This is a genomic window from Pseudomonas sp. QL9, assembly GCF_041409665.1.
GTDB lineage: Bacteria > Pseudomonadota > Gammaproteobacteria > Pseudomonadales > Pseudomonadaceae > Pseudomonas > Pseudomonas knackmussii.
In genome coordinates this window covers 1,315,955-1,340,900 of record NZ_CP166971.1, presented here as the reverse complement: position 1 = coordinate 1,340,900, position 24,946 = coordinate 1,315,955, and the positions used below count along the sequence as shown (strand labels likewise).

At 63.5% G+C, this 24,946-nt stretch carries 24 protein-coding genes; 18 read left to right on the top strand and 6 right to left on the bottom strand.

Features of this window, described 5'->3' with window-relative positions:
- The first annotated feature begins 8 nt into the window (after positions 1-8).
- From ACA097_RS06390 to ACA097_RS06365, 6 genes are all read left to right on the top strand, one after another.
- Positions 9-1,637: a CTP synthase gene (locus ACA097_RS06390; RefSeq protein WP_043249932.1), complete on the top strand. Its 1,629-nt coding sequence runs from the start codon at positions 9-11 to the stop codon at positions 1,635-1,637.
- 2 nt (positions 1,638-1,639) lie between these two features.
- Positions 1,640-2,485, top strand: coding sequence for a 3-deoxy-8-phosphooctulonate synthase (kdsA, locus tag ACA097_RS06385; protein WP_043249933.1), 846 nt, complete (start codon positions 1,640-1,642; stop codon positions 2,483-2,485).
- Between the two features lie 48 nt (positions 2,486-2,533).
- Positions 2,534-3,823 carry a phosphopyruvate hydratase gene (gene eno, locus ACA097_RS06380; protein WP_371369189.1) on the top strand — a complete coding sequence of 430 codons (1,290 nt, stop codon included), beginning with the start codon at positions 2,534-2,536 and terminating at the stop codon, positions 3,821-3,823.
- Positions 3,824-3,898: 75 nt separating this feature from the next.
- Positions 3,899-4,177, top strand: coding sequence for a cell division protein FtsB (gene ftsB / locus ACA097_RS06375; RefSeq protein ID WP_197539265.1), 279 nt, complete (start codon positions 3,899-3,901; stop codon positions 4,175-4,177).
- Complete coding sequence (gene ispD / locus ACA097_RS06370; RefSeq protein WP_371369187.1) at positions 4,174-4,887, top strand: 2-C-methyl-D-erythritol 4-phosphate cytidylyltransferase; 714 nt, start codon at positions 4,174-4,176, stop codon at positions 4,885-4,887. Before ftsB ends, ispD begins: the two co-directional genes overlap by 4 nt.
- Before the next feature lie 8 nt (positions 4,888-4,895).
- Entirely contained in the window at positions 4,896-5,477 is a 582-nt protein-coding gene (locus tag ACA097_RS06365) for a hypothetical protein (RefSeq protein WP_371369185.1), read from the top strand.
- 11 nt (positions 5,478-5,488) lie between these two features.
- On the opposite strand, the gene ACA097_RS06360 is transcribed toward ACA097_RS06365, so the two are convergent.
- Positions 5,489-6,379 (bottom strand): LysR substrate-binding domain-containing protein, encoded by an 891-nt coding sequence (locus ACA097_RS06360; RefSeq protein ID WP_043249937.1) that lies wholly within the window; start codon positions 6,377-6,379, stop codon positions 5,489-5,491.
- 187 nt (positions 6,380-6,566) lie between these two features.
- On the opposite strand from ACA097_RS06360, the gene ACA097_RS06355 reads away from it, so the two are divergent.
- The 8 genes from ACA097_RS06355 to rpoS all read left to right on the top strand — a co-directional run bounded on the left by ACA097_RS06355 (position 6,567) and on the right by rpoS (position 13,617).
- Entirely contained in the window at positions 6,567-7,679 is a 1,113-nt protein-coding gene (locus tag ACA097_RS06355; protein WP_043249938.1) for an S-(hydroxymethyl)glutathione dehydrogenase/class III alcohol dehydrogenase, read from the top strand.
- 52 nt (positions 7,680-7,731) lie between these two features.
- Entirely contained in the window at positions 7,732-8,589 is an 858-nt protein-coding gene (gene fghA / locus ACA097_RS06350) for an S-formylglutathione hydrolase (protein ID WP_371369183.1), read from the top strand.
- Between the two features lie 59 nt (positions 8,590-8,648).
- On the top strand, positions 8,649-9,122 hold the full coding sequence (gene ispF, locus ACA097_RS06345) for a 2-C-methyl-D-erythritol 2,4-cyclodiphosphate synthase (protein WP_371369181.1): 474 nt from the start codon (positions 8,649-8,651) through the stop codon (positions 9,120-9,122).
- Entirely contained in the window at positions 9,119-10,177 is a 1,059-nt protein-coding gene (gene truD, locus ACA097_RS06340; RefSeq protein WP_371369179.1) for a tRNA pseudouridine(13) synthase TruD, read from the top strand. The genes ispF and truD overlap by 4 nt, the downstream gene beginning before the upstream one ends.
- Positions 10,165-10,923, top strand: coding sequence for a 5'/3'-nucleotidase SurE (surE, locus tag ACA097_RS06335; protein ID WP_043249942.1), 759 nt, complete (start codon positions 10,165-10,167; stop codon positions 10,921-10,923). Before truD ends, surE begins: the two co-directional genes overlap by 13 nt.
- Positions 10,924-10,945: 22 nt before the next feature.
- The gene (locus ACA097_RS06330) at positions 10,946-11,581 is read left to right on the top strand and encodes a protein-L-isoaspartate(D-aspartate) O-methyltransferase (protein WP_156958117.1); all 636 of its coding nucleotides are present in this window, start codon (positions 10,946-10,948) and stop codon (positions 11,579-11,581) included.
- 82 nt (positions 11,582-11,663) lie between these two features.
- Positions 11,664-12,518 carry a peptidoglycan DD-metalloendopeptidase family protein gene (locus tag ACA097_RS06325; RefSeq protein WP_371370487.1) on the top strand — a complete coding sequence of 285 codons (855 nt, stop codon included), beginning with the start codon at positions 11,664-11,666 and terminating at the stop codon, positions 12,516-12,518.
- Positions 12,519-12,612: 94 nt separating this feature from the next.
- Positions 12,613-13,617 carry an RNA polymerase sigma factor RpoS gene (gene rpoS, locus ACA097_RS06320; RefSeq protein WP_371369177.1) on the top strand — a complete coding sequence of 335 codons (1,005 nt, stop codon included), beginning with the start codon at positions 12,613-12,615 and terminating at the stop codon, positions 13,615-13,617.
- Positions 13,618-14,039: 422 nt separating this feature from the next.
- Here the strand turns inward: rpoS and fdxA are convergent, their stop codons facing one another.
- Positions 14,040-14,363, bottom strand: a complete 324-nt coding sequence (gene fdxA, locus ACA097_RS06315) for a ferredoxin FdxA (RefSeq protein ID WP_043249946.1) — start codon at positions 14,361-14,363, stop codon at positions 14,040-14,042.
- Between the two features lie 66 nt (positions 14,364-14,429).
- Positions 14,430-17,003 (bottom strand): DNA mismatch repair protein MutS, encoded by a 2,574-nt coding sequence (gene mutS / locus ACA097_RS06310; protein ID WP_201752544.1) that lies wholly within the window; start codon positions 17,001-17,003, stop codon positions 14,430-14,432.
- A gap of 83 nt (positions 17,004-17,086) precedes the next feature.
- Here mutS and ACA097_RS06305 point away from each other — a divergent pair, with 83 nt between their 5' ends.
- From ACA097_RS06305 to recX, 3 genes are all read left to right on the top strand, one after another.
- On the top strand, positions 17,087-17,599 hold the full coding sequence (locus ACA097_RS06305) for a CinA family protein (RefSeq protein ID WP_043250046.1): 513 nt from the start codon (positions 17,087-17,089) through the stop codon (positions 17,597-17,599).
- Positions 17,600-17,687: 88 nt separating this feature from the next.
- The gene (gene recA, locus ACA097_RS06300) at positions 17,688-18,749 is read left to right on the top strand and encodes a recombinase RecA (RefSeq protein WP_043250048.1); all 1,062 of its coding nucleotides are present in this window, start codon (positions 17,688-17,690) and stop codon (positions 18,747-18,749) included.
- A gap of 8 nt (positions 18,750-18,757) precedes the next feature.
- Positions 18,758-19,219, top strand: a complete 462-nt coding sequence (recX, locus tag ACA097_RS06295; RefSeq protein WP_371369174.1) for a recombination regulator RecX — start codon at positions 18,758-18,760, stop codon at positions 19,217-19,219.
- Positions 19,220-19,608: 389 nt separating this feature from the next.
- Here the strand turns inward: recX and ACA097_RS06290 are convergent, their stop codons facing one another.
- Both ACA097_RS06290 and ACA097_RS06285 read right to left on the bottom strand, forming a co-directional pair.
- Positions 19,609-20,685: an LOG family protein gene (locus ACA097_RS06290; RefSeq protein WP_371369172.1), complete on the bottom strand. Its 1,077-nt coding sequence runs from the start codon at positions 20,683-20,685 to the stop codon at positions 19,609-19,611.
- A gap of 84 nt (positions 20,686-20,769) precedes the next feature.
- Complete coding sequence (locus tag ACA097_RS06285; RefSeq protein ID WP_371369170.1) at positions 20,770-22,173, bottom strand: MBL fold metallo-hydrolase RNA specificity domain-containing protein; 1,404 nt, start codon at positions 22,171-22,173, stop codon at positions 20,770-20,772.
- Between the two features lie 128 nt (positions 22,174-22,301).
- Here ACA097_RS06285 and ACA097_RS06280 point away from each other — a divergent pair, with 128 nt between their 5' ends.
- Positions 22,302-24,707: a xylulose 5-phosphate 3-epimerase gene (locus ACA097_RS06280; RefSeq protein ID WP_371369168.1), complete on the top strand. Its 2,406-nt coding sequence runs from the start codon at positions 22,302-22,304 to the stop codon at positions 24,705-24,707.
- Between the two features lie 9 nt (positions 24,708-24,716).
- Here the strand turns inward: ACA097_RS06280 and ACA097_RS06275 are convergent, their stop codons facing one another.
- Entirely contained in the window at positions 24,717-24,938 is a 222-nt protein-coding gene (locus ACA097_RS06275) for a DUF3820 family protein (RefSeq protein WP_043250058.1), read from the bottom strand.
- Between the last annotated feature and the right edge of the window lie 8 nt (positions 24,939-24,946).

The window sequence follows — 24,946 nt, the reverse complement described above, 5'->3', positions numbered from 1 at the left end:
GGCTTTTCATGACGCGCTACATCTTCGTCACGGGTGGTGTTGTTTCTTCATTGGGGAAAGGCATCGCCTCGGCTTCCTTGGCTGCCATTCTGGAAGCGCGTGGCTTGAAGATCACGATGCTCAAGCTGGATCCGTACATCAACGTCGATCCGGGCACCATGAGCCCGTTCCAGCACGGTGAGGTGTTCGTCACCCACGACGGCGCCGAGACCGACCTCGACCTGGGCCACTACGAGCGCTTCGTGCGCACCACGATGACCCAGAACAACAACTTCACCACCGGCCGCGTCTACATGGACGTGCTGCGCAAGGAGCGCCGCGGCGACTACCTGGGCGCCACCGTACAGGTGATCCCGCACATCACCGACGAGATCAAGCGTCGCATCATCAAGGGCGCCGGCGATGCCGACGTGGCCCTGGTTGAAGTCGGCGGTACCGTCGGCGACATCGAGTCGCAGCCGTTCCTCGAGGCGATCCGCCAGCTCCGCGTGGAAATCGGTTCGCGCCGCGCGATGCTGATGCACCTGACCCTGGTGCCGTACATCGCCACCGCTGGCGAGACCAAGACCAAGCCGACCCAGCACTCGGTGAAGGAACTGCGCTCCATCGGCCTGCAGCCGGACGTGCTGATCTGCCGTTCCGACCACCCGGTGGACGTGTCCTCGCGCCGCAAGATCGCGCTCTTCACCAACGTGGAAGAGCGTGCGGTCATCTCGCTGGAAGACGTCGACACCATCTACCGTATCCCGTCCGTACTGCACGCCCAGGGTCTGGACGACATCGTCGTCGAGCGCTTCGGCCTGGAGTGCGGTCCGGCTGACCTGTCCGAGTGGGACCGCGTGGTCGACGCCAAGCTCAACCCCGAGCGTGAAGTCACCATCGCCATGGTTGGCAAGTACATGGAACTGCTCGACGCCTACAAGTCGCTGATCGAAGCCATGACCCACGCCGGCATCCAGAGCCGCACCAAGGTCAACCTGCGCTACATCGACTCCGAAGACATCGAGCAACAAGGCACCAGCCTGCTCGAAGGCGCTGACGCCATCCTGGTTCCGGGTGGCTTCGGCCTGCGCGGCGTGGAAGGCAAGATCACCGCCGTGCAATACGCCCGCGAGAAGAAGCTGCCGTACCTGGGCATCTGCCTGGGCATGCAGGTCGCGGTCATCGAGTACGCCCGCAACGTGCTGGGCTGGAAAGACGCCAACTCCACCGAGTTCGACAAGTCCAGCGGCCACCCGGTCGTCGGTCTGATCACCGAATGGCAAGACTCCACCGGTGCCACCGAAGTGCGCACCGAGGCTTCCGACCTGGGCGGCACCATGCGCCTGGGCGCTCAGGAATGCCAACTGGAACCGGGCACCCTGGTGCACGATTGCTACGGCAAGGACGTGATCGTCGAGCGTCACCGCCACCGCTACGAAGTGAACAACAACCTGCTGCCGCAACTGCAGGCTGCCGGCCTGAAGATTTCCGGTCGCTCCGGCGACGGCGCGCTGGTCGAAGTGGTCGAGTCGCCGGATCACCCGTGGTTCGTCGCCTGCCAGTTCCACCCGGAGTTCACCTCCACCCCGCGTGATGGCCACCCGCTGTTCAGCGGCTTCGTCAACGCTGCCCTGAAGCACGCCGGGAAGGCCTGAGCATGACCCAGAAGATCATCCGCGTCGGCGACATCCAGATCGGCAACGAACTGCCGTTCGTGCTGTTCGGCGGCATGAACGTGCTGGAGTCGCGCGACCTGGCCATGCAGGTCTGCGAAGAGTACGTGCGGGTTACCGAGAAGCTCGGTATCCCTTACGTGTTCAAGGCCAGCTTCGACAAGGCCAACCGCTCCTCGATCAACTCCTTCCGCGGTCCGGGGATGGAAGAGGGGCTGAAGATCTTCGAAGAGATCAAGCAGACCTTCAAGGTTCCGGTCATCACCGACGTCCACGAGCCCTACCAGGCTGCTCCGGTGGCGGAGGTGTGCGACATCATCCAGCTGCCGGCCTTCCTGTCCCGGCAGACTGACCTGGTCGTGGCGATGGCCAAGACCAACGCGGTGATCAACATCAAGAAGGCTCAGTTCCTCGCGCCCCAGGAGATGAAACACATCCTGACCAAGTGCGAGGAAGCCGGTAACGACCAGCTGATCCTTTGCGAGCGCGGTTCGAGCTTCGGCTACAACAACCTGGTCGTCGACATGCTCGGCTTCGGCATCATGAAGCAGTTCGGCTACCCGGTGTTCTTCGACGTGACCCACGCCCTGCAGATGCCGGGCGGTCGCGCCGATTCCGCTGGCGGCCGCCGCGCCCAGGTCACCGACCTGGCCAAGGCCGGCATGAGCCAGGGCCTGGCCGGCCTGTTCCTCGAAGCCCATCCGGATCCCGAGCATGCAAAATGCGACGGCCCGTGTGCGCTGCGTCTGAACAAGCTCGAAGCGTTCCTGTCCCAGCTCAAGCAGTTGGACGACCTGGTGAAGAGTTTCCCCGTAATCGAGACTGCCTGAGTCTCACCAGCCCGCCCCGTTTTTCTTTTCTTCGGAGTGTTAACAACAATGGCAAAGATCGTCGACATCAAGGGCCGTGAGGTCCTGGACTCCCGCGGCAACCCCACCGTTGAAGCGGACGTGATCCTGGACAACGGCATCGTCGGCAGCGCCTGCGCCCCGTCCGGTGCATCCACCGGTTCCCGTGAGGCTCTCGAACTGCGCGATGGCGACAAGAGCCGTTACTTGGGCAAGGGCGTGCTGAAAGCCGTGGCCAACATCAACGGCCCGATTCGCGACCTGCTGCTGGGCAAGGACGCGGCTGACCAGAAGGCTCTGGATCACGCGATGATCGAGCTCGACGGTACCGAGAACAAAGGCAATCTGGGCGCCAACGCCATCCTGGCTGTCTCCCTGGCCGCCGCCAAGGCTGCCGCTCAGGCCAAAGGCGTGCCGCTGTACGCGCACATCGCCGATCTGAACGGCACCCCGGGCCAGTACTCCATGCCGGTTCCGATGATGAACATCATCAACGGCGGCGAGCATGCCGATAACAACGTCGACATCCAGGAGTTCATGGTTCAGCCGGTTGGCGCCAAGAACTTCGCCGACGCACTGCGCATGGGCGCCGAGATCTTCCATCACCTGAAAGCCGTGCTGAAGGCCCGTGGCCTGAACACCGCTGTCGGTGACGAAGGTGGTTTCGCACCGAACCTGGCTTCCAACGAAGACGCCCTGGCCGCCATCGCCGAAGCCGTCGCCAACGCCGGCTACAAGCTGGGCGAAGACGTCACCCTGGCTCTGGACTGCGCCTCCTCCGAGTTCTTCAAGGACGGCAAGTACGACCTGGAAGGCGAGGGCAAGGTGTTCAGCGCCGAAGGTTTCGCCGACTACCTGGCCGGCCTGACCCAGCGCTACCCGATCATCTCCATCGAAGACGGCATGGACGAGTCCGACTGGGCTGGCTGGAAAGTGCTGACCGACAAGATCGGCGAGAAGGTGCAACTGGTCGGCGACGACCTGTTCGTAACCAACACCAAGATCCTCAAGCGCGGTATCGAAGAGAAGATCGGCAACTCGATCCTGATCAAGTTCAACCAGATCGGCTCGCTGACCGAGACCCTGGAAGCCATCCAGATGGCCAAGGCCGCCGGCTTCACCGCGGTGATCTCGCACCGCTCCGGCGAAACCGAAGACAGCACCATCGCTGACCTGGCTGTCGGCACCGCTGCCGGCCAGATCAAGACCGGTTCGCTGTGCCGTTCCGACCGCGTGTCCAAGTACAACCAGCTGCTGCGCATCGAAGAGCAGCTGGGCGCCAAGGCGCCGTACCGTGGCCGCGCGGAATTCCGCGGCTGACGCTAGTCTGGTACGGTGAAGGGGTGGCAGGAGCCACCCCTTCGCATATGGAGTCCTGAAGTGCGTCTGAGTCGCCTGCGTAGCCCCTACTGGCTATTCCTCGTGCTGAGCCTCGCTCTCGCCGGCCTGCAGTATCGCCTGTGGGTAGGTGAAGGCAGCCTGGCGCAGGTGCGCGACTTGCAGAAGCAGATCGCCGATCAGCAGGGCGAGAACGAGCGCCTGCTGGAGCGCAACCGCATCCTCGAGGCCGAGGTGGCGGAGCTCAAGAAAGGCACCGAGACGGTCGAGGAGCGTGCCCGCCACGAACTCGGCATGATCAAGGACAAGGAAACCCTCTACCAGCTGGCCCAATGAAATTCCGCGACATTTCCCTTCCCGCCTTCTGGGCCGTGATTCCGGCCGCGGGCATCGGTTCGCGCATGCGCGCCGACCGTCCCAAGCAGTACCTCGACCTCGCCGGTCGCAGCATCCTCGAACATACCCTCGACTGCTTCCTCGGCCATCCGATGCTAAAGGGGCTGGTAGTCTGTCTTGCCGCGGATGATCCGTGGTGGCCGGGCCTGGGCTGTGCCGACGATCCACGCATCGTGCGAGCCGAAGGTGGTCGCGAGCGCGCCGATTCCGTGCTCAATGGCCTGCTCAAGCTGAACGAGCTGGGCGCCGGAAGCGACGATTGGGTGCTGGTGCATGATGCGGCGCGTCCCAACCTGAGTCGCGGCGACCTCGATCGCCTGCTCGATGAGCTGGCCAACGATCCGGTGGGCGGCCTGCTCGGCATTCCCGCACGGGATACCCTCAAGCGCGTAGGCGAAGACGGCCGAGTGCTGGAAACCGTGGATCGCAGCGTCGTCTGGCAAGCCTATACCCCGCAGATGTTCCACCTGGGCGCGCTGCACCGCGCGCTGGCCGACGCCCTGGTTGCCGAAGCGGCAATCACCGACGAGGCATCGGCCATGGAGTGGGCGGGCTATGCACCGCGCATGGTCGAAGGCCGCGCGGATAACCTCAAGGTGACGACCCCCGAAGACCTGCAGCGCTTGCAGCAAACTTTCAGCAGGCGCTGAGGCTGGACATGAAGCGCCTCGCGATGTTCCTGCCCAGGCTCGAAGGCGTTCTGCACCGAATGTTGCGCTGGGCCGGAGACGGCTGGAAGTTGCCCTGGCTGTGCTTGGGGCTGGCCCTCGTCGGCACCCTGTTCGCCATCTACCCCATCACCTCCGTGGTGGTGCCGGCAGTCCTGCTGGTGCCACGGCGTTGGCTCGGCGTCGCATTGTTCTGTGCGCTGGGAAGCAGTCTGGGGGCGCTGTTGCTGATGATCGTTGCCCACCACATGGGCTGGGCCAGCCTCTACGCTCACTTCCCGCAGATGTTGCAGGACCCGACCTGGCAGCGGGTGATGGACTGGACCCACAGCTACCACTTGCTGGCACTCTTCCTCGTATCCATCTCGCCGCTACCGCAGACGCCTGCGTTGGTGGTGCTGGCCAACGCCCCGCTGGACTATCCAGGCGCGCTACTGGTGGTCTTCGTCGGCAAGCTGCTCAAGTACGGCCTCTTCGCCTGGGTCGGTTCGCGTTTCCCAGCGCATATCCATGACTTCCTGCATCGCCACGGTCGGCATGCTGGCGCCGACGATTCGGCCCGGAGCCACTAGCGGCGTTGGACTCAAGCCGTTCCTGGATGAATGCGTTGCAGGCCATCCTTCAGGAAGTCCACCAATTGGCGAACCTTCGGCGACAGATGCCGCTGCTGCGGATAAAGCGCCCACACCGCGGTGTTTGGCGGCTGATGTTCCTCCAGCAGCGAGACGAGGCGGCCTCGCTGCAGATGCTCGAGCACGTAGTAGTCCGGCAACTGGCATAGGCCAAAGCTGCGCAGAGCGGCATCGAGTACTGCTTGTCCACTATTGCAGCGCCAGTTGCCCTGGACGCGGTGCTGGGTTTCCCGGCCATTCTCGAGGAAGGTCCAGATGTCGCTGCTGCCGATCAGGCAATTGTGCTGCGGCAATTCGGCCGGCGACTGCGGCGCGCCGTGCCGTGCCAGGTATTCGGGCGTGGCGCAGAGATACATGACTCGCGGCGCGATGCGCGTGGCCACCAGCCGCGAATCGCTGAGGCGCCCGAGGCGGATGGCCAGGTCAAAACCTTCGTGGAGCAGGTCGAGTTGCCGGTTGGATAGTTCCATCTCGACGCGCAGTTGCGGGTAGTCGGCCATGAAGGCGTTCACCAGCGGCACCACGAAGCGCTCGCCGTAAGCGACGGCGCAGGTCATGCGCAGCAGGCCCTTGGGTTCGGCGGAGAGGTCGCTGACCGCGCGCAGTGCCTCGTCGCGGGCATCCTGCAGGCGCTGGCAGTGCTGTAGGAACGTCTGCCCGGCTTCACTCAGCGAGACACGGCGGGTGCTGCGATAGAGAAGGCGTGTCTGCATGCGTTCTTCCAGCCGCGCAATCTGCCGGCTGACATGCGAGGAGGAGACGCCCAGGCGTTCGGCCGCCGCGGTGAACTGGCCGGTTTCCGCTACGGCGACGAATTCGTCGAGCCCTTCCCAGCGATTCATCTATATTGTCCCTGTATGGCAATAATATTTTGATTATTGCCTGATTATTCCCTGGCAGGCACTTTTCTACACTTTCAAGGCTGTATCCCGTGCATCTGCCGGGCAGCCGAATTTCCGCCGGCGCCGTTTGCCGGCCGCTTCCGCCCAGCGGCGGGAGCCCACGCATCAATCCGCCAGGAGTTTCGAGATGATCAAGTCCCGTGCCGCCGTCGCCTTCGCCCCCAATCAGCCGCTGCAGGTTGTAGAGGTCGACGTGGCGCCGCCGAAGAAGGGTGAGGTGCTGGTTCGCATCGTCGCCACCGGGGTCTGCCACACCGACGCCTACACCCTGTCCGGTCAGGATTCCGAAGGCGTGTTCCCGTGCATCCTCGGCCATGAAGGTGGCGGCATCGTCGAAGCGGTGGGCGAGGGGGTTACTTCGCTGCAGGTCGGCGATCACGTGATCCCGCTGTACACCGCCGAATGCCGCGAGTGCAAATTCTGCAAATCCGGCAAGACCAACCTCTGCCAGGCCGTGCGCGCCACCCAGGGCAAGGGCCTGATGCCCGACGGCACCACGCGCTTCTCCTACAACGGCCAGCCGATCTACCACTACATGGGCTGCTCGACCTTCTCCGAGTACACCGTGCTGCCGGAAATCTCCCTGGCCAAGATCCCGAAAGAGGCGCCGCTGGAGAAGGTCTGCCTGCTCGGCTGCGGCGTCACCACCGGTATCGGTGCCGTGCTCAACACCGCCAAGGTCACCGAGGGCTCCACCGTGGCCATCTTCGGCCTTGGCGGCATCGGTCTGGCGGCGATCATCGGCGCCAAGATGGCCAAGGCCTCGCGGATCATCGCCATCGACATCAACCCGGCCAAGTTCGACATCGCCAAGGAGCTGGGCGCAACTGACTTCGTCAATCCGAAAGACCACAGCAAGCCGATCCAGGACGTCATCGTCGAGATGACCGACGGCGGCGTGGACTACTCCTTCGAGTGCGTCGGCAACGTGCAACTGATGCGCGCGGCCCTGGAGTGCTGCCACAAGGGCTGGGGCGAGTCGACCATCATCGGTGTCGCCGGCGCCGGCCAGGAGATCAGCACCCGGCCGTTCCAGCTGGTCACCGGTCGCGTCTGGCGCGGTTCGGCGTTCGGCGGCGTGAAAGGTCGTACCGAGCTGCCCAGCTACGTGGAAAAGGCGCAGAAGGGTGAAATCCCTCTGGATACCTTCATCACCCACACCATGGGCCTGGACAAGATCAACGAGGCCTTCGATCTGATGCATGAAGGCAAGAGCATCCGTTCGGTCATCCACTACTGATGGGGCGGCCGGAGCGCCGCCAGCGCTCCGGCCCTGAAGGAAGGAGGTTCCCATGGCGGAATCCATCGAGCTGATCAGCAGCCAGAAAAGCTTCGACGGTTGGCACCAGCGTTATCGCCACCGCTCCGAAGTGCTCGGCTGCGACATGGTGTTCGCCGTCTACCTGCCGCCCCAGGCCGAGCCCGAGGCGGGGCTGCCAGTGCTCTACTGGCTCTCGGGGCTGACGTGCACCGACGAGAACTTCATGCAAAAGGCCGGTGCCCAGCGCATGGCTGCCGAACTTGGCCTGGTGCTTGTGGCGCCGGACACCAGCCCGCGGGGCCCGGACGTGCCGGGCGATCCAGACGGCGCGTGGGATTTCGGCCTTGGCGCGGGTTTCTACGTCAACGCCACCCAGGAACCCTGGGCGCGCCACTACCGCATGCACGACTACGTGGTGCACGAACTGCCGGCGCTGATCGAGGACAACTTCCCCGTATCACATCGCCGCGGCATTGCCGGCCACTCCATGGGTGGACACGGTGCGCTGGTCTGCGCCTTGCGCAATCCGGGACGCTATCAGTCGCTGTCGGCTTTCGCGCCGATCAGCCATCCAAGCGATTGCCCCTGGGGGCAGAAAGCCCTCGGTCGTTTCCTCGGTGAAGACCGAGCGGCCTGGGCCGAATGGGACGCCTGCGAGTTGCTGGCGAAGGCCAGCGAGCGCCTGCCGATCCTCGTCGACCAGGGCGAGCGCGACGACTTCCTGGCTACGCAGCTCAAGCCCGAGGCCCTGCGCCAGGCGGCGGAGGCGGTGGGGCACCCGCTGAATCTGCGTCTGCACCCGGGGTATGACCACAGCTACTACTTCATCGCCAGCTTCATCGATGACCACCTGCGACACCACGCGCAAGCACTGACAGCGCCGGCCTGACACCGGCGCTGCGGCTTTCCGGTAGAATCGACGCCCTGACAGTTTCAGGGCGTTTTTTCATGCGTATCGGCCACGGCTACGACGTACACCGCTTCGGCGAAGGCGACTTCATCACCCTCGGCGGTGTGCGCATTTCGCACAAATTCGGACTCATCGCGCACTCCGATGGCGACGTGCTGCTGCACGCCCTGGCCGACGCGCTGCTTGGGGCCTGTGCCCTGGGCGACATCGGCCGGCACTTCCCCGATACCGACCCGCGCTTCAAGGGGGCAGACAGCCGCGCGTTGCTGCGCCATGTGGTCAGCCTGGTGAAGGGCAAGGGATACGTGGTCGGCAACATCGACGCCACTATCGTCGCCCAGGCGCCGAAAATGGCGCCGCATATCGAAGCCATGCGCGCGAACATCGCCGCCGATCTCGAGGTCGACGTGGATCAGGTCAACGTCAAGGCCACTACCACTGAGAAGCTCGGCTTCACTGGTCGCGAAGAAGGCATCGCGGTGCATGCCGTGGCCTTGCTGGTCCGCCCATGACCGAGCTGGAACTGCTGGGCCCGCGCGCCCATGGCGAACCCTGCGGGCAGGCTGTGCTCAAGGCAGTGGCCGAGGACTTCCAGGTCGACGAGGTGCTGGACATCCCGCTGTCCGGTGATGGCGAGCACCTCTGGTTGTGGGTCGAAAAGCGTGGGCTGAACACCGAGGAAGCGGCTCGCCGCCTGGCCCGCGCCGCTGGCGTGTCGCAACGGATGATCAGCTACGCCGGGCTCAAGGATCGCCAGGCGCTGACCCGGCAGTGGTTCAGCCTGCACCTGCCGGGCAAGGCCGATCCCGATCTGACCGCCGCCGAAGATGATTCGCTGCGCATCCTCCAGCGCACCCGGCACCAGCGTAAGCTGCAGCGCGGCGCCCATTCGGCCAACGGTTTCTGCTTGCGCCTGACCCAGCTGAGTGCCGACAAGGCAGCGCTGGAAGAGCGGCTGCAAAGCATCGCCCGCGAAGGCGTGCCCAACTACTTCGGCGCTCAGCGTTTCGGCCACGATGGCGGCAATGTCATGGATGCGCGCAGCTGCGCCGAGCGGCTCATCGTTCCGGAGCAGCGCAATCTGCGCTCGCGAATGCTGTCGGCGGGACGCAGCTTCCTTTTCAACCGCGTGCTCGCCCAAAGGGTTGCCGAGGGTAGTTGGAATCGCGCCCAGGTCGGCGACCTGCTGGCCTTCACCGACAGCCGTAGCTTCTTCCCGGCTGGCGAGGCGGAATGCGCCGACCCGCGCCTGGATATCCTGGACCTGCACCCGACGGGGCCGCTCTGGGGCAAGGGCGCGTCGCCTGCCGCAGGCCTGACTGCCGAGCGAGAGAACGCTATCGGGGCTGACGAAATGGCACTTTGCCAATGGCTGGGCGATGCGGACCTGGTGCACGAACGGCGTATCCTGCGCCTCCCCATCCAGAGTCTGGCATGGCATTATCCCGGCCCTGACATTCTGCAACTGGAATTCGTCCTGCCGGCAGGCTGCTTCGCCACCGTCGTCGTGCGCGAGCTGGTCGATCTGATACCGGCGGGGCAGATGGAAAACCCATGCGCATATTGATTGCCAACGACGACGGGGTTAACGCGCCCGGTATCGCCGCGCTTTACGACGCGCTGAGCGAACACGCCGAGTGCGTGGTGGTCGCTCCCGAACAGGATCGTAGCGGCGCCAGCAGTTCGCTGACGCTGGACCGGCCGCTGCACGCGCAGCGCCTGAGCAACGGATTTATCGGTATCGACGGTACGCCGACCGATTGCGTGCACCTGGGCCTGAACGGCTTGCTCGAGACCTTGCCGGACATGGTGGTCTCGGGCATCAACCTGGGCGCCAACCTCGGCGATGACGTGCTCTATTCCGGAACTGTGGCAGCCGCTATCGAAGGGCGCTTCCTGTCGCGGCCGGCTTTCGCCTTCTCGCTGCTCTCGCGGCAGCCGGACAATCTTTACAGCGCGATGCACTACGCGCGCCTGCTGGTGCAGAACCACGAGCAGCTCGACCTGCCGCCGCGTAGCGTGCTCAACGTCAACGTGCCTAACCTGCCGCTGGAGCGCATCCGCGGAGTCCGCCTGACTCGCCTGGGCCACCGCAAGCGCGCTGCCGCGCCGGTCAAGGTGGTCAATCCGCGCGGCAAGGAAGGCTACTGGATTGCCGCTGCCGGCGATGTCGAAGATGGTGGAGAAGGCACTGACTTCCATGCCGTGATGCAGGGGTACGTATCCGTTACTCCTCTGCAGCTGGACCGTACCTTCCATGAGGCGTTCAATGGCCTGCAGGACTGGATCGGAGGGCTCGAGCATGGCCGATGACCTGACGCGCCGCGGAATTGGCATGACCTCGCAGCGGACGCGGGAGCGCCTGATTCAGCGTCTGTACGAGGAAGGGCTGTCCAACGCCCATGTACTCGAAGTCATTCGCCGTACGCCGCGCCATCTGTTCGTCGATGAAGCTCTATCGCACCGGGCCTACGAAGACACCGCGCTGCCGATCGGGCATAACCAGACAATTTCCCAGCCGTTCATGGTGGCGCGGATGACCGAGTTGCTGCTGGCGGCCGGTCCGCTGGACAAGGTGCTGGAGATCGGCACCGGCTCCGGCTACCAGACCGCCGTGCTGGCGCAACTGGTCGAGCGCGTCTTCTCCGTCGAGCGCATCCAGGCGCTGCAGGATCGTGCCAAGGAGCGCCTTGCGGAGCTAAACCTGAGAAATGTTGTCTTTCGCTGGGGGGACGGCTGGGAAGGCTGGCCGGCGCTGGCACCGTACAACGGCATCATAGTTACCGCGGCGGCTGCCGAAGTGCCTCAGGCACTGCTAGACCAACTGGCACCGGGCGGACGCCTGGTCATTCCGGTGGGCAGCGGAGAGGTGCAGCAGCTGATGCTGATAGTGCGAACCGACGACGGCTTCCAGCGCAGCACCTTGGACTCGGTGCGTTTCGTCCCTCTACTCAATGGCCCGTTGGGCTAGTCCAGGTTGCACCTGACGGCCTGGGCCGCACGGAAAATACCGGCAAGAGCCGGGCATGTTTGAAATGGATAAGGGGGAAGGGGTGAGCCTGAACGCAGCCCTTGCACAACGGAATTGGATCCAGGGCGCTTGCCGGCTGATGCTGGCGGTCGTCCTCTGCTCCCTGATGGTTGCCTGTTCGTCTACGCGCAGCAGCAGCTCCTCCTCTTCGGTACAGCAGAGTGCCGAACCAACCCGTGCCCCTGTGACCAACGGCCAGTACCAGGTTCGCCGTGGCGACACCCTTTATTCGATCGCCTTCCGCTATGGATGGGATTGGAAAGCCCTGGCTGCGCACAACAATATCCCTGCGCCCTATACCATTCGCCCGGGCCAGACGATCCGCTTCGACGGAAAAGCGGCACCTCAGTCGTCTGTCGCTAAAAATACCCCGCCTGTCGCTCCGGTCGTGGTAACCAAGTCCGCAACCAGTGTTCAGCAGCCGCCGAAGAGCGAGACGGCGAAAGCCGCCATTATTCCGCCATCTTCCGCAGCTACCGCCACTTCCCCGGCGGTAGGCAAGGGGGCAGAAGGTTGGGTGTGGCCGACCAGCGGTACTCTGATAGGTCGCTTTGCATCAAACGGGAGTTTGAATAAAGGGATTGATATAGCCGGGCAATTGGGCCAGCCTGTCTTGGCTGCGTCGAATGGTACGGTTGTGTACGCCGGTAGTGGTTTGCGGGGCTACGGCGAACTCGTGATCATCAAGCACAGCGATACCTACGTCAGCGCCTACGGCCACAACCGGAGGCTGCTTGTTCGGGAAGGGCAACAAGTCAAAGTCGGGCAGAACATTGCCGAGATGGGCTCCACGGGCACGGACCGGGTGAAGCTGCACTTCGAGATTCGCCGCCAAGGCAAGCCCGTAGACCCTCTGCAGTACTTGCCACCTCGTTGATCGTTGCCGCTCCCTGCGTGGGTGAGCGGGTTCAGGCGTCCCAAGGATATGGAATCGCCTGAACTTGTTGTCGAACTCAGCAAGGGATAACGATATGGCACTCAAGAAAGAAGGGCCGGAGTTTGACGTGGATGACGAGCTGCTGTTGCTGGAGCCCGCCATCTCTTTCGAAGAGTCACTTGCCGAAGAGCAGGTCTCCCTTCAAGTCACTCCCAAAACAACCTCTCTGTCTTCACTGAAGCAGCACAAGCATATCGACTACAGCCGGGCACTGGATGCTACCCAGCTGTATCTCAACGAAATCGGTTTCTCGCCTCTGCTGACGCCCGAAGAAGAAGTCCACTTCGCGCGCCTGGCCCAGAAGGGCGACCCTGCCGGCCGGCGGAGGATGATCGAGAGCAACCTGCGCCTGGTGGTGAAGATCGCCCGACGCTATGTCAATCGGGGGCTATCGCTGCTCGACCTGATCGAAGAAGGCAATCTCGGTCTGATTCGTGCGGTGGAGAAGTTCGACCCGGAGCGCGGCTTCCGCTTCTCTACCTACGCGACCTGGTGGATTCGACAGACCATTGAGCGGGCCATCATGAATCAGACTCGCACCATTCGTTTGCCGATCCATGTGGTCAAGGAGCTCAACGTCTACCTGCGGGCGGCGCGTGAGCTCACCCACAAGCTGGACCATGAACCCTCTCCCGAAGAGATCGCCAATCTTCTCGAGAAGCCGGTGGACGAGGTCAAGCGCATGCTCGGTCTCAACGAGCGTGTCACTTCGGTCGATGTCTCCCTGGGGCCGGATTCGGATAAAACCCTGCTCGATACCCTGACCGATGACCGCCCGACGGATCCCTGCGAACTGCTGCAGGATGATGATCTGAGCGAGAGCATCGACCAGTGGCTGTCCGAGCTGACCGACAAGCAGCGCGAAGTGGTGATCCGCCGCTTTGGTCTACGCGGCCACGAAAGCAGCACCCTCGAGGAAGTGGGGCAGGAGATTGGACTGACGCGCGAACGGGTGCGCCAGATCCAGGTCGAGGCTCTCAAGCGCTTGCGCGAGATCCTCGAGAAGAACGGTCTGTCGAGCGACGCCCTGTTCCAGTAACAGGTGATCAGATGAAAGAGCCCGGAGTGATTCGGGCTTTTTTATGCGCGCGTTGTAAGCCTTTGCTTACACGTGCTGTGAGTAATTGTCGCTTTTGCCTGCCCGAAAAAGGGATGTGCAACGCTGACTCATTCTAAGCTATTGTTTTTAATGGATTTATTAATGTGGTCCGCGGGCGATAGGCTGTGCCCGGTGACATTTAGTCGCCTTGCGACGTATTGGCAGATCATTAATATCACCCCTGCGTACACGGAATGACGCGGGTCGAAAAGGACTTCGGCCAGGACGTCGCGGGATGCGACTCATCAGGATGATGGGGTAGGGAAAAAAAGGGCGGGTTAATCCCGCCCCTTTTTTTTGTCTGCAGAAAAGTACCGCCCAGATACAACAAGGCCCGCTCTTGGCGGGCCTTGCGGGTGCGATTAGCGCTCCAGGTGCTTCAGCTTGTCAGCCACACCGTCCCACTCTTCCGCGTCGGCGAGAGGGTCTTTCTTCTCGGTGATGTTTGGCCAGACGTCAGCCAGATCCTTGTTCAGCTCGATGAACTCCTGCATGTTCTCGGGCACTTCGTCCTCCGAGAAGATCGCCTGGGCCGGGCATTCCGGCTCGCAGAGCGCGCAGTCGATGCACTCGTCAGGGTGAATGACGAGGAAGTTCGGGCCTTCGTAGAAGCAGTCGACCGGGCAGACTTCCACGCAGTCGGTGTATTTGCACTTGATGCAGTTGTCGGTGACGACGAAGGTCATTTTCTAATTCTCTCCTCAGGCGGGCGGCACAGCGCGCGCGATTCTAGCAGCTTGTAGGCGCGTCCGTCAGACTCGCATCTTCCATGCATATAACAGATCGAGTGCCTGGCGGGGCGTCAGATCATCGGGTTGGATGCGCGCCAATTCATCGATCAGCGGGTGTGGCAGGCTGGCGAAGAGGTCACTCTGCATGGGCACTGCAGGCTTGCCGAGCTCCTGGCGCGGATGTTCGTGAGGCAGGCTGGTGGTTTCCAGGCGCGCAAGGTGTTCGCGGGCGCGCTGGATCACCATGCCGGGAACGCCTGCCAATTGCGCGACGGCCAGGCCGTAGCTCTGGCTGGCCGGCCCGGGTAGCACATGGTGCAGGAAGACAATCCGCTCATTGTGCTCAGTGGCGTTGAGATGGACGTTGGCGACCACGGGTTCGCTTTCTGGCAGCACCGTCAGTTCGAAGTAGTGAGTGGCGAACAGGGTGAATGCGCGCAGCTTGGCCAGATGCTCCGCTGCCGCCCAGGCCAGCGAAAGACCGTCAAAGGTGCTGGTGCCGCGTCCGACTTCGTCCATCAGCACCAGGCTGCGGTCGGTCGCGTTGTGCAGAATGTTGGCGGTTTCGCTCATTTCCACCATGAAGGTCGAGCGGCCGCCGGCGAGGTCATCGGAAGAGCCGATCCGAGTGAAAATGCGGTCCACCAGCGACAGCTCGCACTTCGCCGCCGGAACGAAACTACCAATGTGCGCGAGGAGCACGATGAGCGCCGTTTGGCGCATATAGGTGGATTTACCACCCATGTTCGGACCGGTAATTACCAACATGCGCGTGTCTTCATCGAGCGTCAGATCGTTGGCCACGAAGGGGGTGTCCAGCACCTGCTCCACCACCGGATGGCGGCCTTGCTCGATGCGAATACCCGACTCCTCGACGAATCGTGGGCGGTTCAGATCAAGATGCAGAGCGCGCTCGGCCAGGTTGGCCAGTACGTCCAGTTCGGCTAGGGCTGCTGCGGTGTCCTGCAGCGGCGCAAGCTGGGCGATCAGCAGTTCGAGCAACTCTTCGTACAGTTGCTTCTCGCGAGCCAGTGCGCGGCTTTGCGCGGAAAGCGCCTTGTCTTCGAAGGCCTTCAGTTCCGGAGTGATAAAGCGCTCTGCACCTTTAAGCGTCTGGCGGCGGATGTAGTCGGCCGGAGCCTGTTCAGCCTGGACCCTTGGCAGTTCGATGTAGTAGCCATGGATGCGGTTGTAGCCCACCTTGAGGTTAGGCAGCCCAGTGCGGGCTTTCTCGCGAATTTCCAGGTCCATCAGGTACTGGCCGGCGTTCTCGCTGAGCGTTTGCAGCTCGTCCAGCTCCGCGTCGTAACCGCGCTTGATTACGCCGCCATCGCGGATGACTGCTGGCGGATTGTCGATGATCGCTCGTGCCAGCAGGTCCGCCAACTCCGGATAGGTGCGGATACTGGAGGCCAGTTCGCCCAGGTGCGGGGCTTCCAGTTCGTTCATGCCATGTTGCAGCGCCGGCAGTGCGGCCAGGGCATCACGCAGGCGCGCAAGGTCGCGGGGACGGGCGTTGCGCAGACCGATACGCGCGAGGATGCGCTCGACATCACCAATTTCCTTCAGCTGTGGCTGAAGGTTCTCGAAGCGGTAGCGCTCGAGCAGGCAAGCGATGGATTCCTGGCGTGCTTCGAGTATCGCGCGGTCGCGTAGAGGGCGATTCAGCCAGCGGGTCAGCAGGCGGCTGCCCATGGCGGTCTGGCAGCGGTCCACCACCGATTGCAGGGTGTTGTCCCGACCGCCGGCGAGGTTGATGTCCAGCTCGAGGTTGCGACGGCTTGCACCGTCCAGCACGACTGTATCGTCCAGGCGCTCATGGCGCAGGCTGCGCAGGTGCGGCAGGGCGGTACGTTGGGTTTCCTTGGCATAACCGAGCAGGCAGCCGGCAGCACCGATGGCCAGGGTGAGATCTTGGCAGCCGAAGCCTTTCAGATCCTGGGTGCCGAACTGCTGGCACAGGCTCTTGAACGCCGAGTCGCGATCGAAGTCCCAGGGCGCGCGACGGCGTGCGCCGCGGCGTTTTTCCGCCGGGAGGCCGGTTGGCCAGTCGTCAGGAATCAGCAGTTCCGCCGGGTTGAGGCGTTCGAGCTCGGCCAGCAGCGGTTCCCAGCCACGAATTTCCTGGACGCTGAACCTGCCGCTGGTAATGTCCAGTACGGCGAGGCCGAACAGTCGTTCGTCACCCAGGACGGCACCCAGCAAGTTGTCGCGGCGCTCGTCGAGGAGAGCTTCGTCGCTCACGGTTCCAGGGGTGAGGATGCGCACTACCTGGCGCTCCACCGGACCCTTGCTGGTGGCGGGATCGCCGATCTGCTCGCAGATCACCACCGACTCGCCGAGCTTGACCAGCTTGGCCAGGTAGCCCTCGGCAGAGTGGAAGGGAATTCCGGCCATCGGGATGGCATTGCCCGCCGACTGACCTCGGGCGGTCAGGGTGATGTCGAGCAGCTTGGCGGCCTTCTTGGCGTCCTCGTAGAACAGCTCGTAGAAGTCACCCATGCGATAGAACATCAGTTGGTCCGGATGCTGATTCTTCAGCTTCCAGTACTGTTGCATCATCGGCGTATGGGCGGAGAGGTCGCTCTGGCTCATGGGAATGGGCGGTCCGTCTTCTATATGCAAAAGCGCCTAGTGTACGGTATCCGGCTAGCCCGCTTCAGCATCGGAGTCAGCCCATGAACATCAGCGACGAAGGGATCACCGAACTGGCCTTGCGTCTTGGCACACAGTTGCAGCGCCTGGGAGAGCGGGTCAGCACCGCGGAGTCCTGTACCGGCGGCGGCATCGCCGAGGCGATAACGCGCATTCCCGGTAGCTCGGCCTGGTTCGATGCCGGCTACGTGACCTATTCCAATGCGCAGAAGAGCGCCCAGTTAGGTGTTCCCGAGGCGCTATTCCCTTTGGTCGGTGCGGTCAGCCGAGAAGTGGTCGAAGCCATGGCCTGTGGTGCGCGGCAGCGTAGCGGTGCGCGTTTCGCTGTTTCGGTCAGCGGTATTGCTGGTCCTGATGGCGGATCGCCCGACAAGCCAGTGGGAACCGTCTGGTTGTGTTGGGCGGATGGCGAGCGCCTCTTCTCTTTGCGCTTTCATTTCGACGGTGATCGCCTCGATGTGCGTCGGCAGGCCGTGGCAACAGCTCTGGCCGGCCTGTCACGACTGGTCGTCGGGGAAAATCCCGCACAGGGGTAGGCGAGCGACTTGCCCTGTGGAATAATACTGTCTACTTATACAGTTGTTCGTGGCCCATCCCGGCCGCTCTGACTTCGCGAGGACTTCAATGGACGAGAACAAGAAGCGCGCCCTGGCTGCGGCCCTGGGACAGATCGAACGCCAATTCGGCAAGGGCGCGGTCATGCGCATGGGCGACCATGAGCGCCAGGCCATTCCGGCCATCTCCACCGGCTCGCTGGGCCTGGACATTGCGCTGGGCATCGGCGGTCTGCCGAAAGGCCGTATCGTCGAAATCTACGGCCCGGAATCCTCGGGTAAGACCACGCTGACCCTGTCTGTCATCGCCGAAGCTCAGAAGCAGGGTGCCACCTGCGCCTTCGTCGACGCCGAGCACGCGCTTGACCCGGACTACGCCGCCAAGCTGGGCGTCAATGTCGACGATCTGCTGGTCTCTCAGCCGGACACCGGCGAGCAGGCCCTGGAAATCACCGACATGCTGGTGCGTTCCAACGCGGTTGACGTGATCATCGTCGACTCCGTGGCGGCCCTGGTACCCAAGGCTGAAATCGAAGGCGAGATGGGCGATCAGCACGTTGGTCTGCAAGCCCGCCTGATGTCGCAGGCGCTGCGCAAGATCACCGGCAACATCAAGAACGCCAACTGCCTGGTCATCTTCATCAACCAGATCCGTATGAAGATCGGTGTGATGTTCGGCAACCCGGAAACCACCACCGGCGGTAACGCGCTGAAGTTCTACTCCTCGGTTCGCCTGGATATCCGTCGTACCGGCGCGGTGAAAGAAGGCGACGAGGTGGTCGGCAGCGAGACCCGCGTCAAGGTAGTGAAGAACAAGGTCGCTCCGCCGTTCCGTCAGGCCGAATTCCAGATTCTCTACGGTAAAGGCATCTACCGTACTGGCGAGATCATCGACCTGGGCGTACAGCTGGGCCTAGTGGAGAAATCCGGTGCCTGGTACAGCTACCAGGGCAGCAAGATCGGACAGGGCAAGGCCAACGCCGCCAAGTACCTGGAAGAGAACTCCGAGGTCTGCGCCGTTCTGGACAAAACCATTCGCGAACAGCTGCTGAGCAATCAGCCTGCGCCGACCAAGGCCGAGCTGGCTGCGGCCGAAGCCGCCGAGGCTGCTGAAGCCGATCTCGACTACTGATCCCGCCGATGCCGACCGTGCTCGATACGCCCGCCGCCGTTCGGCGGGCCGCCATGGACCTCCTGGCGCGTCGCGAGCACGGTCGGGCCGAGCTCGCCCGCAAGCTGCGCCAGCGTGGCGCCACTGCAGAGCTCATTGACCCCGCCCTCGACCGCCTGGCCGAGGAGGGGTTGCTCAACGAATCCCGTTACCTGGAAGCGTTCATTGCGAGCAAGGCGCGCAGTGGCTATGGCCCGTTGCGTATTCGCGAGGAACTGGGGCAACGCGGGTTGCCACGAGGCGAGATCGAAAAGGCGTTGGCCGAAGCCGAAGTAGACTGGCGTGCGCAATTGCACGAAGTCTGGCGGCGCAAGTTTCCTCGCCTGCCGCAGGATGCCCGTGAGCGTGCTCAGCAGGGGCGATTCCTTGCTTACCGTGGGTTCTCCATGGAGGCTATCAACCGTCTGTTCAGTGGTCGTGGTGACGACTGAGCTCACGCACCACTCTGCTTTCCCGTTGAGCGCCCTCTAGCAGGCTTGCTCGCGAATGGGTTTCGGCGAGTACGCTCCTGATTCGCGGGCAATCTCGCTCCTATGAAATGCGTTTAGCTTTCAGCTCACTGAATGATGTTTTGCTGCTGCGCGACACCCGTTCGGGTGATAAGGGAAACAGGCACGAATATTTAGCCGCGGGGCAGGCCTGCTAGGTTCGTGCCTGTGAGCGTCTCGAGGCGGGCTTGTGGTGGGGCCATCCACCTGCCGATGAGGAATTTCCGCGAGCGAGAGCCACTGCACTCGGCTCGATCGATGTCGCGGAGCGGATAGAGACGGTACTTCTCCCGGCCACGGTCGCTCCTGCGCCGTCGCTCTCTGCCCGAGCATTAAGACTCGGCGTAGTTCTCCGGTTGGTTGATGAAGTCCAGCAGTTCGCGCAGGCGGCCGTGGTCGCGGCCGTTGAAGGCGAAGGCCAGGCGGGTCAGGTGGACGAACTCCGGCTCGTCCTGCTCTGCGTCGCAACAGGGCTGCTGGTGGAAGCCGTCCCGCAGGCAGAGCTTGCCGAACTCTTCGTGCATTCGAGTCAATGCTGCGTCGTTGAGACGGTGATTCAGGCGGATGACGAAGTTTTCCTTGAGCCAGCGGCTCGAGTGGTAGTTGCTGTAGAAGCGTGCGATCTCGCCCACGGCATCGTCCACCGAATACACCGGCTTCATCAGGTGTACGTCGCTGGGCAGGATGTAGCCGTTGGCCAGCAAATGCTCCTGGATGAACTGCAGTGCACGTTCCCAGTATTGCCCTCCGGGTTGGTCGAGCAGCACTACCGGCACCAGGGGGCTCTTACCGGTCTGGATCAGGGTGAGTACTTCCAGTGCTTCGTCAAGGGTGCCGAAACCGCCAGGGCAGAGCACCAGGGCGTCGGCTTCCTTGACGAAGAACAGCTTGCGCAAGAAGAAGAAGTGGAACGACAGCAGGTGGTTGGTGCCCGCCACTGTGTGGTTGGCCTGTTGTTCGAAGGGCAGGGTGATGTTGAAGCCCAGGCTGTTTTCCGAACCCGCGCCCTCATGTGCGGCCGCCATGATGCCCCCGCCGGCACCGGTGATGACCATCATGTCGTAGTGCGCCAGCGCCCGGCCAAGTTCGCGGGCTTGGGCATACAGCGGGTGATCCGGCCGCGTGCGCGCCGAACCGAACACGGTGACTTTGCGCCGGCGTTTGAACTGCTCGAGGGTGCTGAAGGCGTGCTCCATCTCGCGCAGGGTCTGAAGCATGATCTTGGCGTCCCAGCGATTGCGGTCGGCCTGGGCCATGCGTGCGACCGTGAAAAGCATTTCCTGGTACAGCGGAAGGTTGCGGCTGTCTCCCGGTGCGGCGAGCGCCGCGAGTTCCTCGACCTTTTGCGCGAGGTCGGTGCCGCTGGTCTGGAAGTGTCTGGAAAGGAAGTCTTCGGGTTCGAAGGGCATGGGGATACTCCTTGTTGATCAACCCCGCGTTGGCGGCTCGCGCCAGTCTGACTGCCACCCATGGCAGCCAGCGATGACCCTGTTTCAGAAAGCGATCTGTTCCCCCGGTTCCGGAATGTTGGCTTGCCAGGCCAGGCGGTCGAGCAGAGCGGCTTGCAGCACGTCCATTTTCGTCCGTTCGCCATGTATCAGGTATAGCTCGGGTTTATTCTCGAAGTGGCCAACCCACTGAATCAATTGCGATTGTCCGGCGTGGGCGGAGAAGCCGCCGAGGGTGTGTACCTTGGCTTTTACGGCAATGCGCTGGCGAAGGACGCGCACTTTTTCGGCTCCCTCGACAATGTTGCGCCCCAGGGTGCCTATGGCCTGGAAGCCGGGGAAGACGATGTGGCACTCCTCGCGCCAGAGGTTGTGCTTGAGGTGGTGGACGATTCGCCCGCCGGTGCACATGCCGCTGCCGGCAATGATGATCGCGCCGCTCTTGATGCGGTTGATCGCCATGGACTCCTCGACTGACTGAGTGGTGCGCAGCGGCGGCAGCCATTCGGAGAGCTTCACCGTGCCGGTGCCGCGGATGTACTCGCGGTCGGAATCGGAGAATTCGTTGGTGTGGCGTAGGTAGATCTCATTGGCGCGCGCGGCCATGGGGCTGTCGAGGATGACCGTCTGCTGGGGCAGGCGACCTTCCTGGTAAAAGCGTCCGAGGTAGAACAGCAGGTCCTGGGTGCGACCGACGGCGAAAGCAGGAATGAGCACGTTGCCGCCGTCCTTATGTGCTTGTTCGAGGATGTCGGCAAGTTCCTGGAGGGTTTCCTGGTTGTCGCGGTGATCTCGGTCACCGTAGGTGGACTCCAGAAGCACCACGTCAGCGCGGCTTAGCGGAGTCGGTGTGCGCATCAGGGGGGAGCAGGTGTTGCCAAGGTCGCCGGAGAACGCCAGGCGGCGGCAGCGGCCCTGTTCGTGGATCTCGATCTCGACGACGGCTGACCCGAGGATGTGCCCGGCATTGTGGAAGGTCACCCGGACGCCGCGGGCGACCTCGACGGTACTGCCGTAGCTGACGCCGCGACGCAGGGACAGGGCCTTCTGCGCATCCTCCTGGGTATACAGCGGGGTGGTCGGCGGCTTGCCCAGCCGGGCGCGCCATTTGTTTTCCCACTCAGCGTCCTTCTCCTGGATGTTCGCCGAGTCCATCAGCATCAGTTCCAGCAGGTCGCAGCAGGATTCCGTGGCGTACACCGGACCTTGATAGCCCTCGCGGGCCAGGCGTGGCAGCAGGCCGCAGTGGTCGATATGGGCGTGGGAGATGACCACCGCGTCCAATGTCCCCAGATCGAATGGGAAGGGTGTTCGATTTCGCGCCTCGTCGTCGCGACGGCCCTGGTGCATGCCGCACTCGAGGAGCACGCGAGCACCGTCACGGGTTTCCAGCAGATAACAGGAACCGGTGACTTCCTGCGCGGCACCGATGAATGTGAGCAGGGCCATGGGGCCTCCTTGGTCAGGGCGGGTCTTCAGAGTCGCGCGGGCCGGGGGGTGCGGCCTTGACGCAGGTCAGCACCGATCCGATTGGGCGACCTAGACTTGCCTGATTCCCGGCATCTGCGAGGTGTCCCATGGTTCAGATACTGCCTAGCCCGGAAGAGCTGGCCGCGCACGCGGCGGCGGAGCCGGCATTCGCCGAGTGGCTGCGCGGGCGCGGTCCGTTTGAGCATAGCGCGGAGACACAGGCGGCGGTCTTCCGCATGGCTCATCAATTGGTCCAAGCCGGCCTGCAGCCGGACCTGGCCAGCGTCTATCGACTGTTGAGCGGCCTCGACCGGTTGACTTGCGCCGGCCTCTGGCTGGTGGTGCACATGACCTATGCCCGCCATGTCCATCTGGATGGCGCGCCCCTGCAGCCGGCGGACTTCAAGCCGCGACCCGAAGGCCACACTGGCGGCTCGTTGAACATGGTTCCGGCCTATGCCGGCTATCTGGCGCTCAACGCGCTGAGTGGAAAGACACGCGGCTGGCTGATGGGCCAGGGCCACTGCGTCGCCGCCATCGAGGCGTTGAACGTGCTGACCGGCAACCTGCACCCGGAACAGATGCAGCGCTACACCCTCGACGTGTTGGGCCTCGAGCGCCTGGTGCAGGACTTCTATAGCTACGCGCAGAACCCCGACGGCAGCGTAGGCGTGCCGCTGGGCAGCCACGTCAACCCGCACACCGCCGGTGGCATCGCCGAGGGCGGCTATCTGGGCTTCGCCGAGTTGCAGTACGCGCACATGCCGTTGCCCGGCGAGACCCTGGTGACCTTCCTGTCCGATGGCGCCGCCGAAGAACAGCGTGGCAGCGACTGGATTCCCCGGTGGTGGCGCGCGGAGGACTGCGGCACGTTGCTGCCGGTGATGATTGCCAACGGCCGGCGCATCGAGCAGCGCACCCAGCTTGGTACCCATGAGGGGCTGGAGGGTTTCAAACGGCACCTTCGCGGCTGCGGTTTCGATCCGTTGAGCTTCGACGGTCGCGATCCGGCGGCCTTCGCCTGCGCCCTTTGGGAAATGGAGCAGCGCCTGGAGCATCGAGTCAGCGAGAAGAACAGCGGCATCCTGGGTTATCCCCTGCCAATTCCCTACGGCATCGCCGAGACGATCAAGGGCTTCGGCTTCTACGGCGCCGGCACCGCCGCCGCGCACAACCTGCCGTTGCCGGGCTCGCCGCACGAGGATGCCGAGGCGCGCGACCTGTTCAACCGGCATGCCGCGCAGCTCCATGTTCCCGAGTTCGAATTGCTCGAGACCTGCGCGCTCTTCGCGGGAAGCCGCCAGGGGCGGCTGTTCGAGCGCGACAACCCGCTGGCGGTGCGTCGGCCGATCGAACCGACTATGCCAGCGCTGCATTACCGCAGCGAAATCTGTTCCCCGATGGCCGCGCTGGAGCGCTTCTTCGTCGATCTCTGTGCCATCAACCCGGATTTGCGGGCACGCGTGGGCAATCCCGACGAGCTGGCCAGCAATCGCCTGGAGGGCGTGCTCGCGGCGCTGAAACATCGGGTCAACCAACCGGAAAACGAGCACGAAGCGCTGGACGGACGAGTCATCACCGCACTCAACGAGGAGGCGGTCGTTGCCGCCTGCCTGGGTAACCAGGGAGGTCTCAACCTGGTGGCCAGCTATGAGGCGTTCTGCGTGAAGATGCTGGGCGCGGTGCGCCAGACGCTGATCTTTGCGCGTTTGCAGAAAGAGGCGGGGCGCCCGGCCGGTTGGCTCGGCTGGCCGCTGGTCGCGACCTCGCACACCTGGGAGAACGGCAAGAACCAGCAGTCGCACCAGGACACCACCTTCTGCGAGGCCCTGCTGGGCGAGATGAGCGACATGGTCCGGGTGCTGTTCCCGGCGGACCACAACAGCCTGCTGGCGCTATTGCCGGCTATCTACCGCAGTCGCGGGCAACTGGCCTGCCTGGTGGCGCCCAAGCGCGCGCGGCCGAACATCTTCGACCAGGCGCAGGCGGAACAGCTGGCTCGCGATGGCGCGATCGTGGTCGAGGAGCACCCCGGCAGCGATCCGCTGCTGCTGATCGCCAACGGCAGCTACCAGTTGGGCGAGATGCGGCGAGCTGCCGAGCGGCTGTCCGAGGCCGGATACGCGTATCGGCTGGTCTATCTGCAGGAGCCGGGTCGTTTTCGTGCGCCGCGGGATAGCTGGGAGCTGGCCGTGGTAGCGGATGACGAGCTGACCGAGCGGCTGTTCCCCGACCACTGCACGCGTCGCGTACTGCTGACCCACATGCGCCCGGAGGTGGCGCGCGGACATCTCTGGCCGATCCTGCCCGATGCGCTGAGAAGTTCGGTGCTGGGTTACCGCAATCGCGGTGGCACCCTGGACGAGGCCGGCATGCTGTTCGCCAACCGGGCCTGCTGGGGAGACGTGCTGGCTGCTTGCGCGCGCTTGCTGGAGATCCCCCGCAGCGCCCTGCTGACGGCAGAGGAGGCGGCCGCGCTGGCCGGCAAGGGCGACCCGCGCGCGCTGCGTTGAAGCGCCGGATCAGCGCTTCAGGGGTTTGACCAGGGCGTCGAGGCCTTCGACCTTGAGCTCCAGCACCATCTGCATCAGGCGGCCCAGCTCACCCTTGGGAAAGCTGTCGTTGCGCTGGAACCAGAGGAGGTACTCTTCCGGCAGGTCGACCAGCATGCGTCCCTGGTACTTGCCGAACGGCATCGGCGTACGGGCCATCTTCAGCAGATTGAGTTTTTCCGGCTCCAGCATGGCGCCGG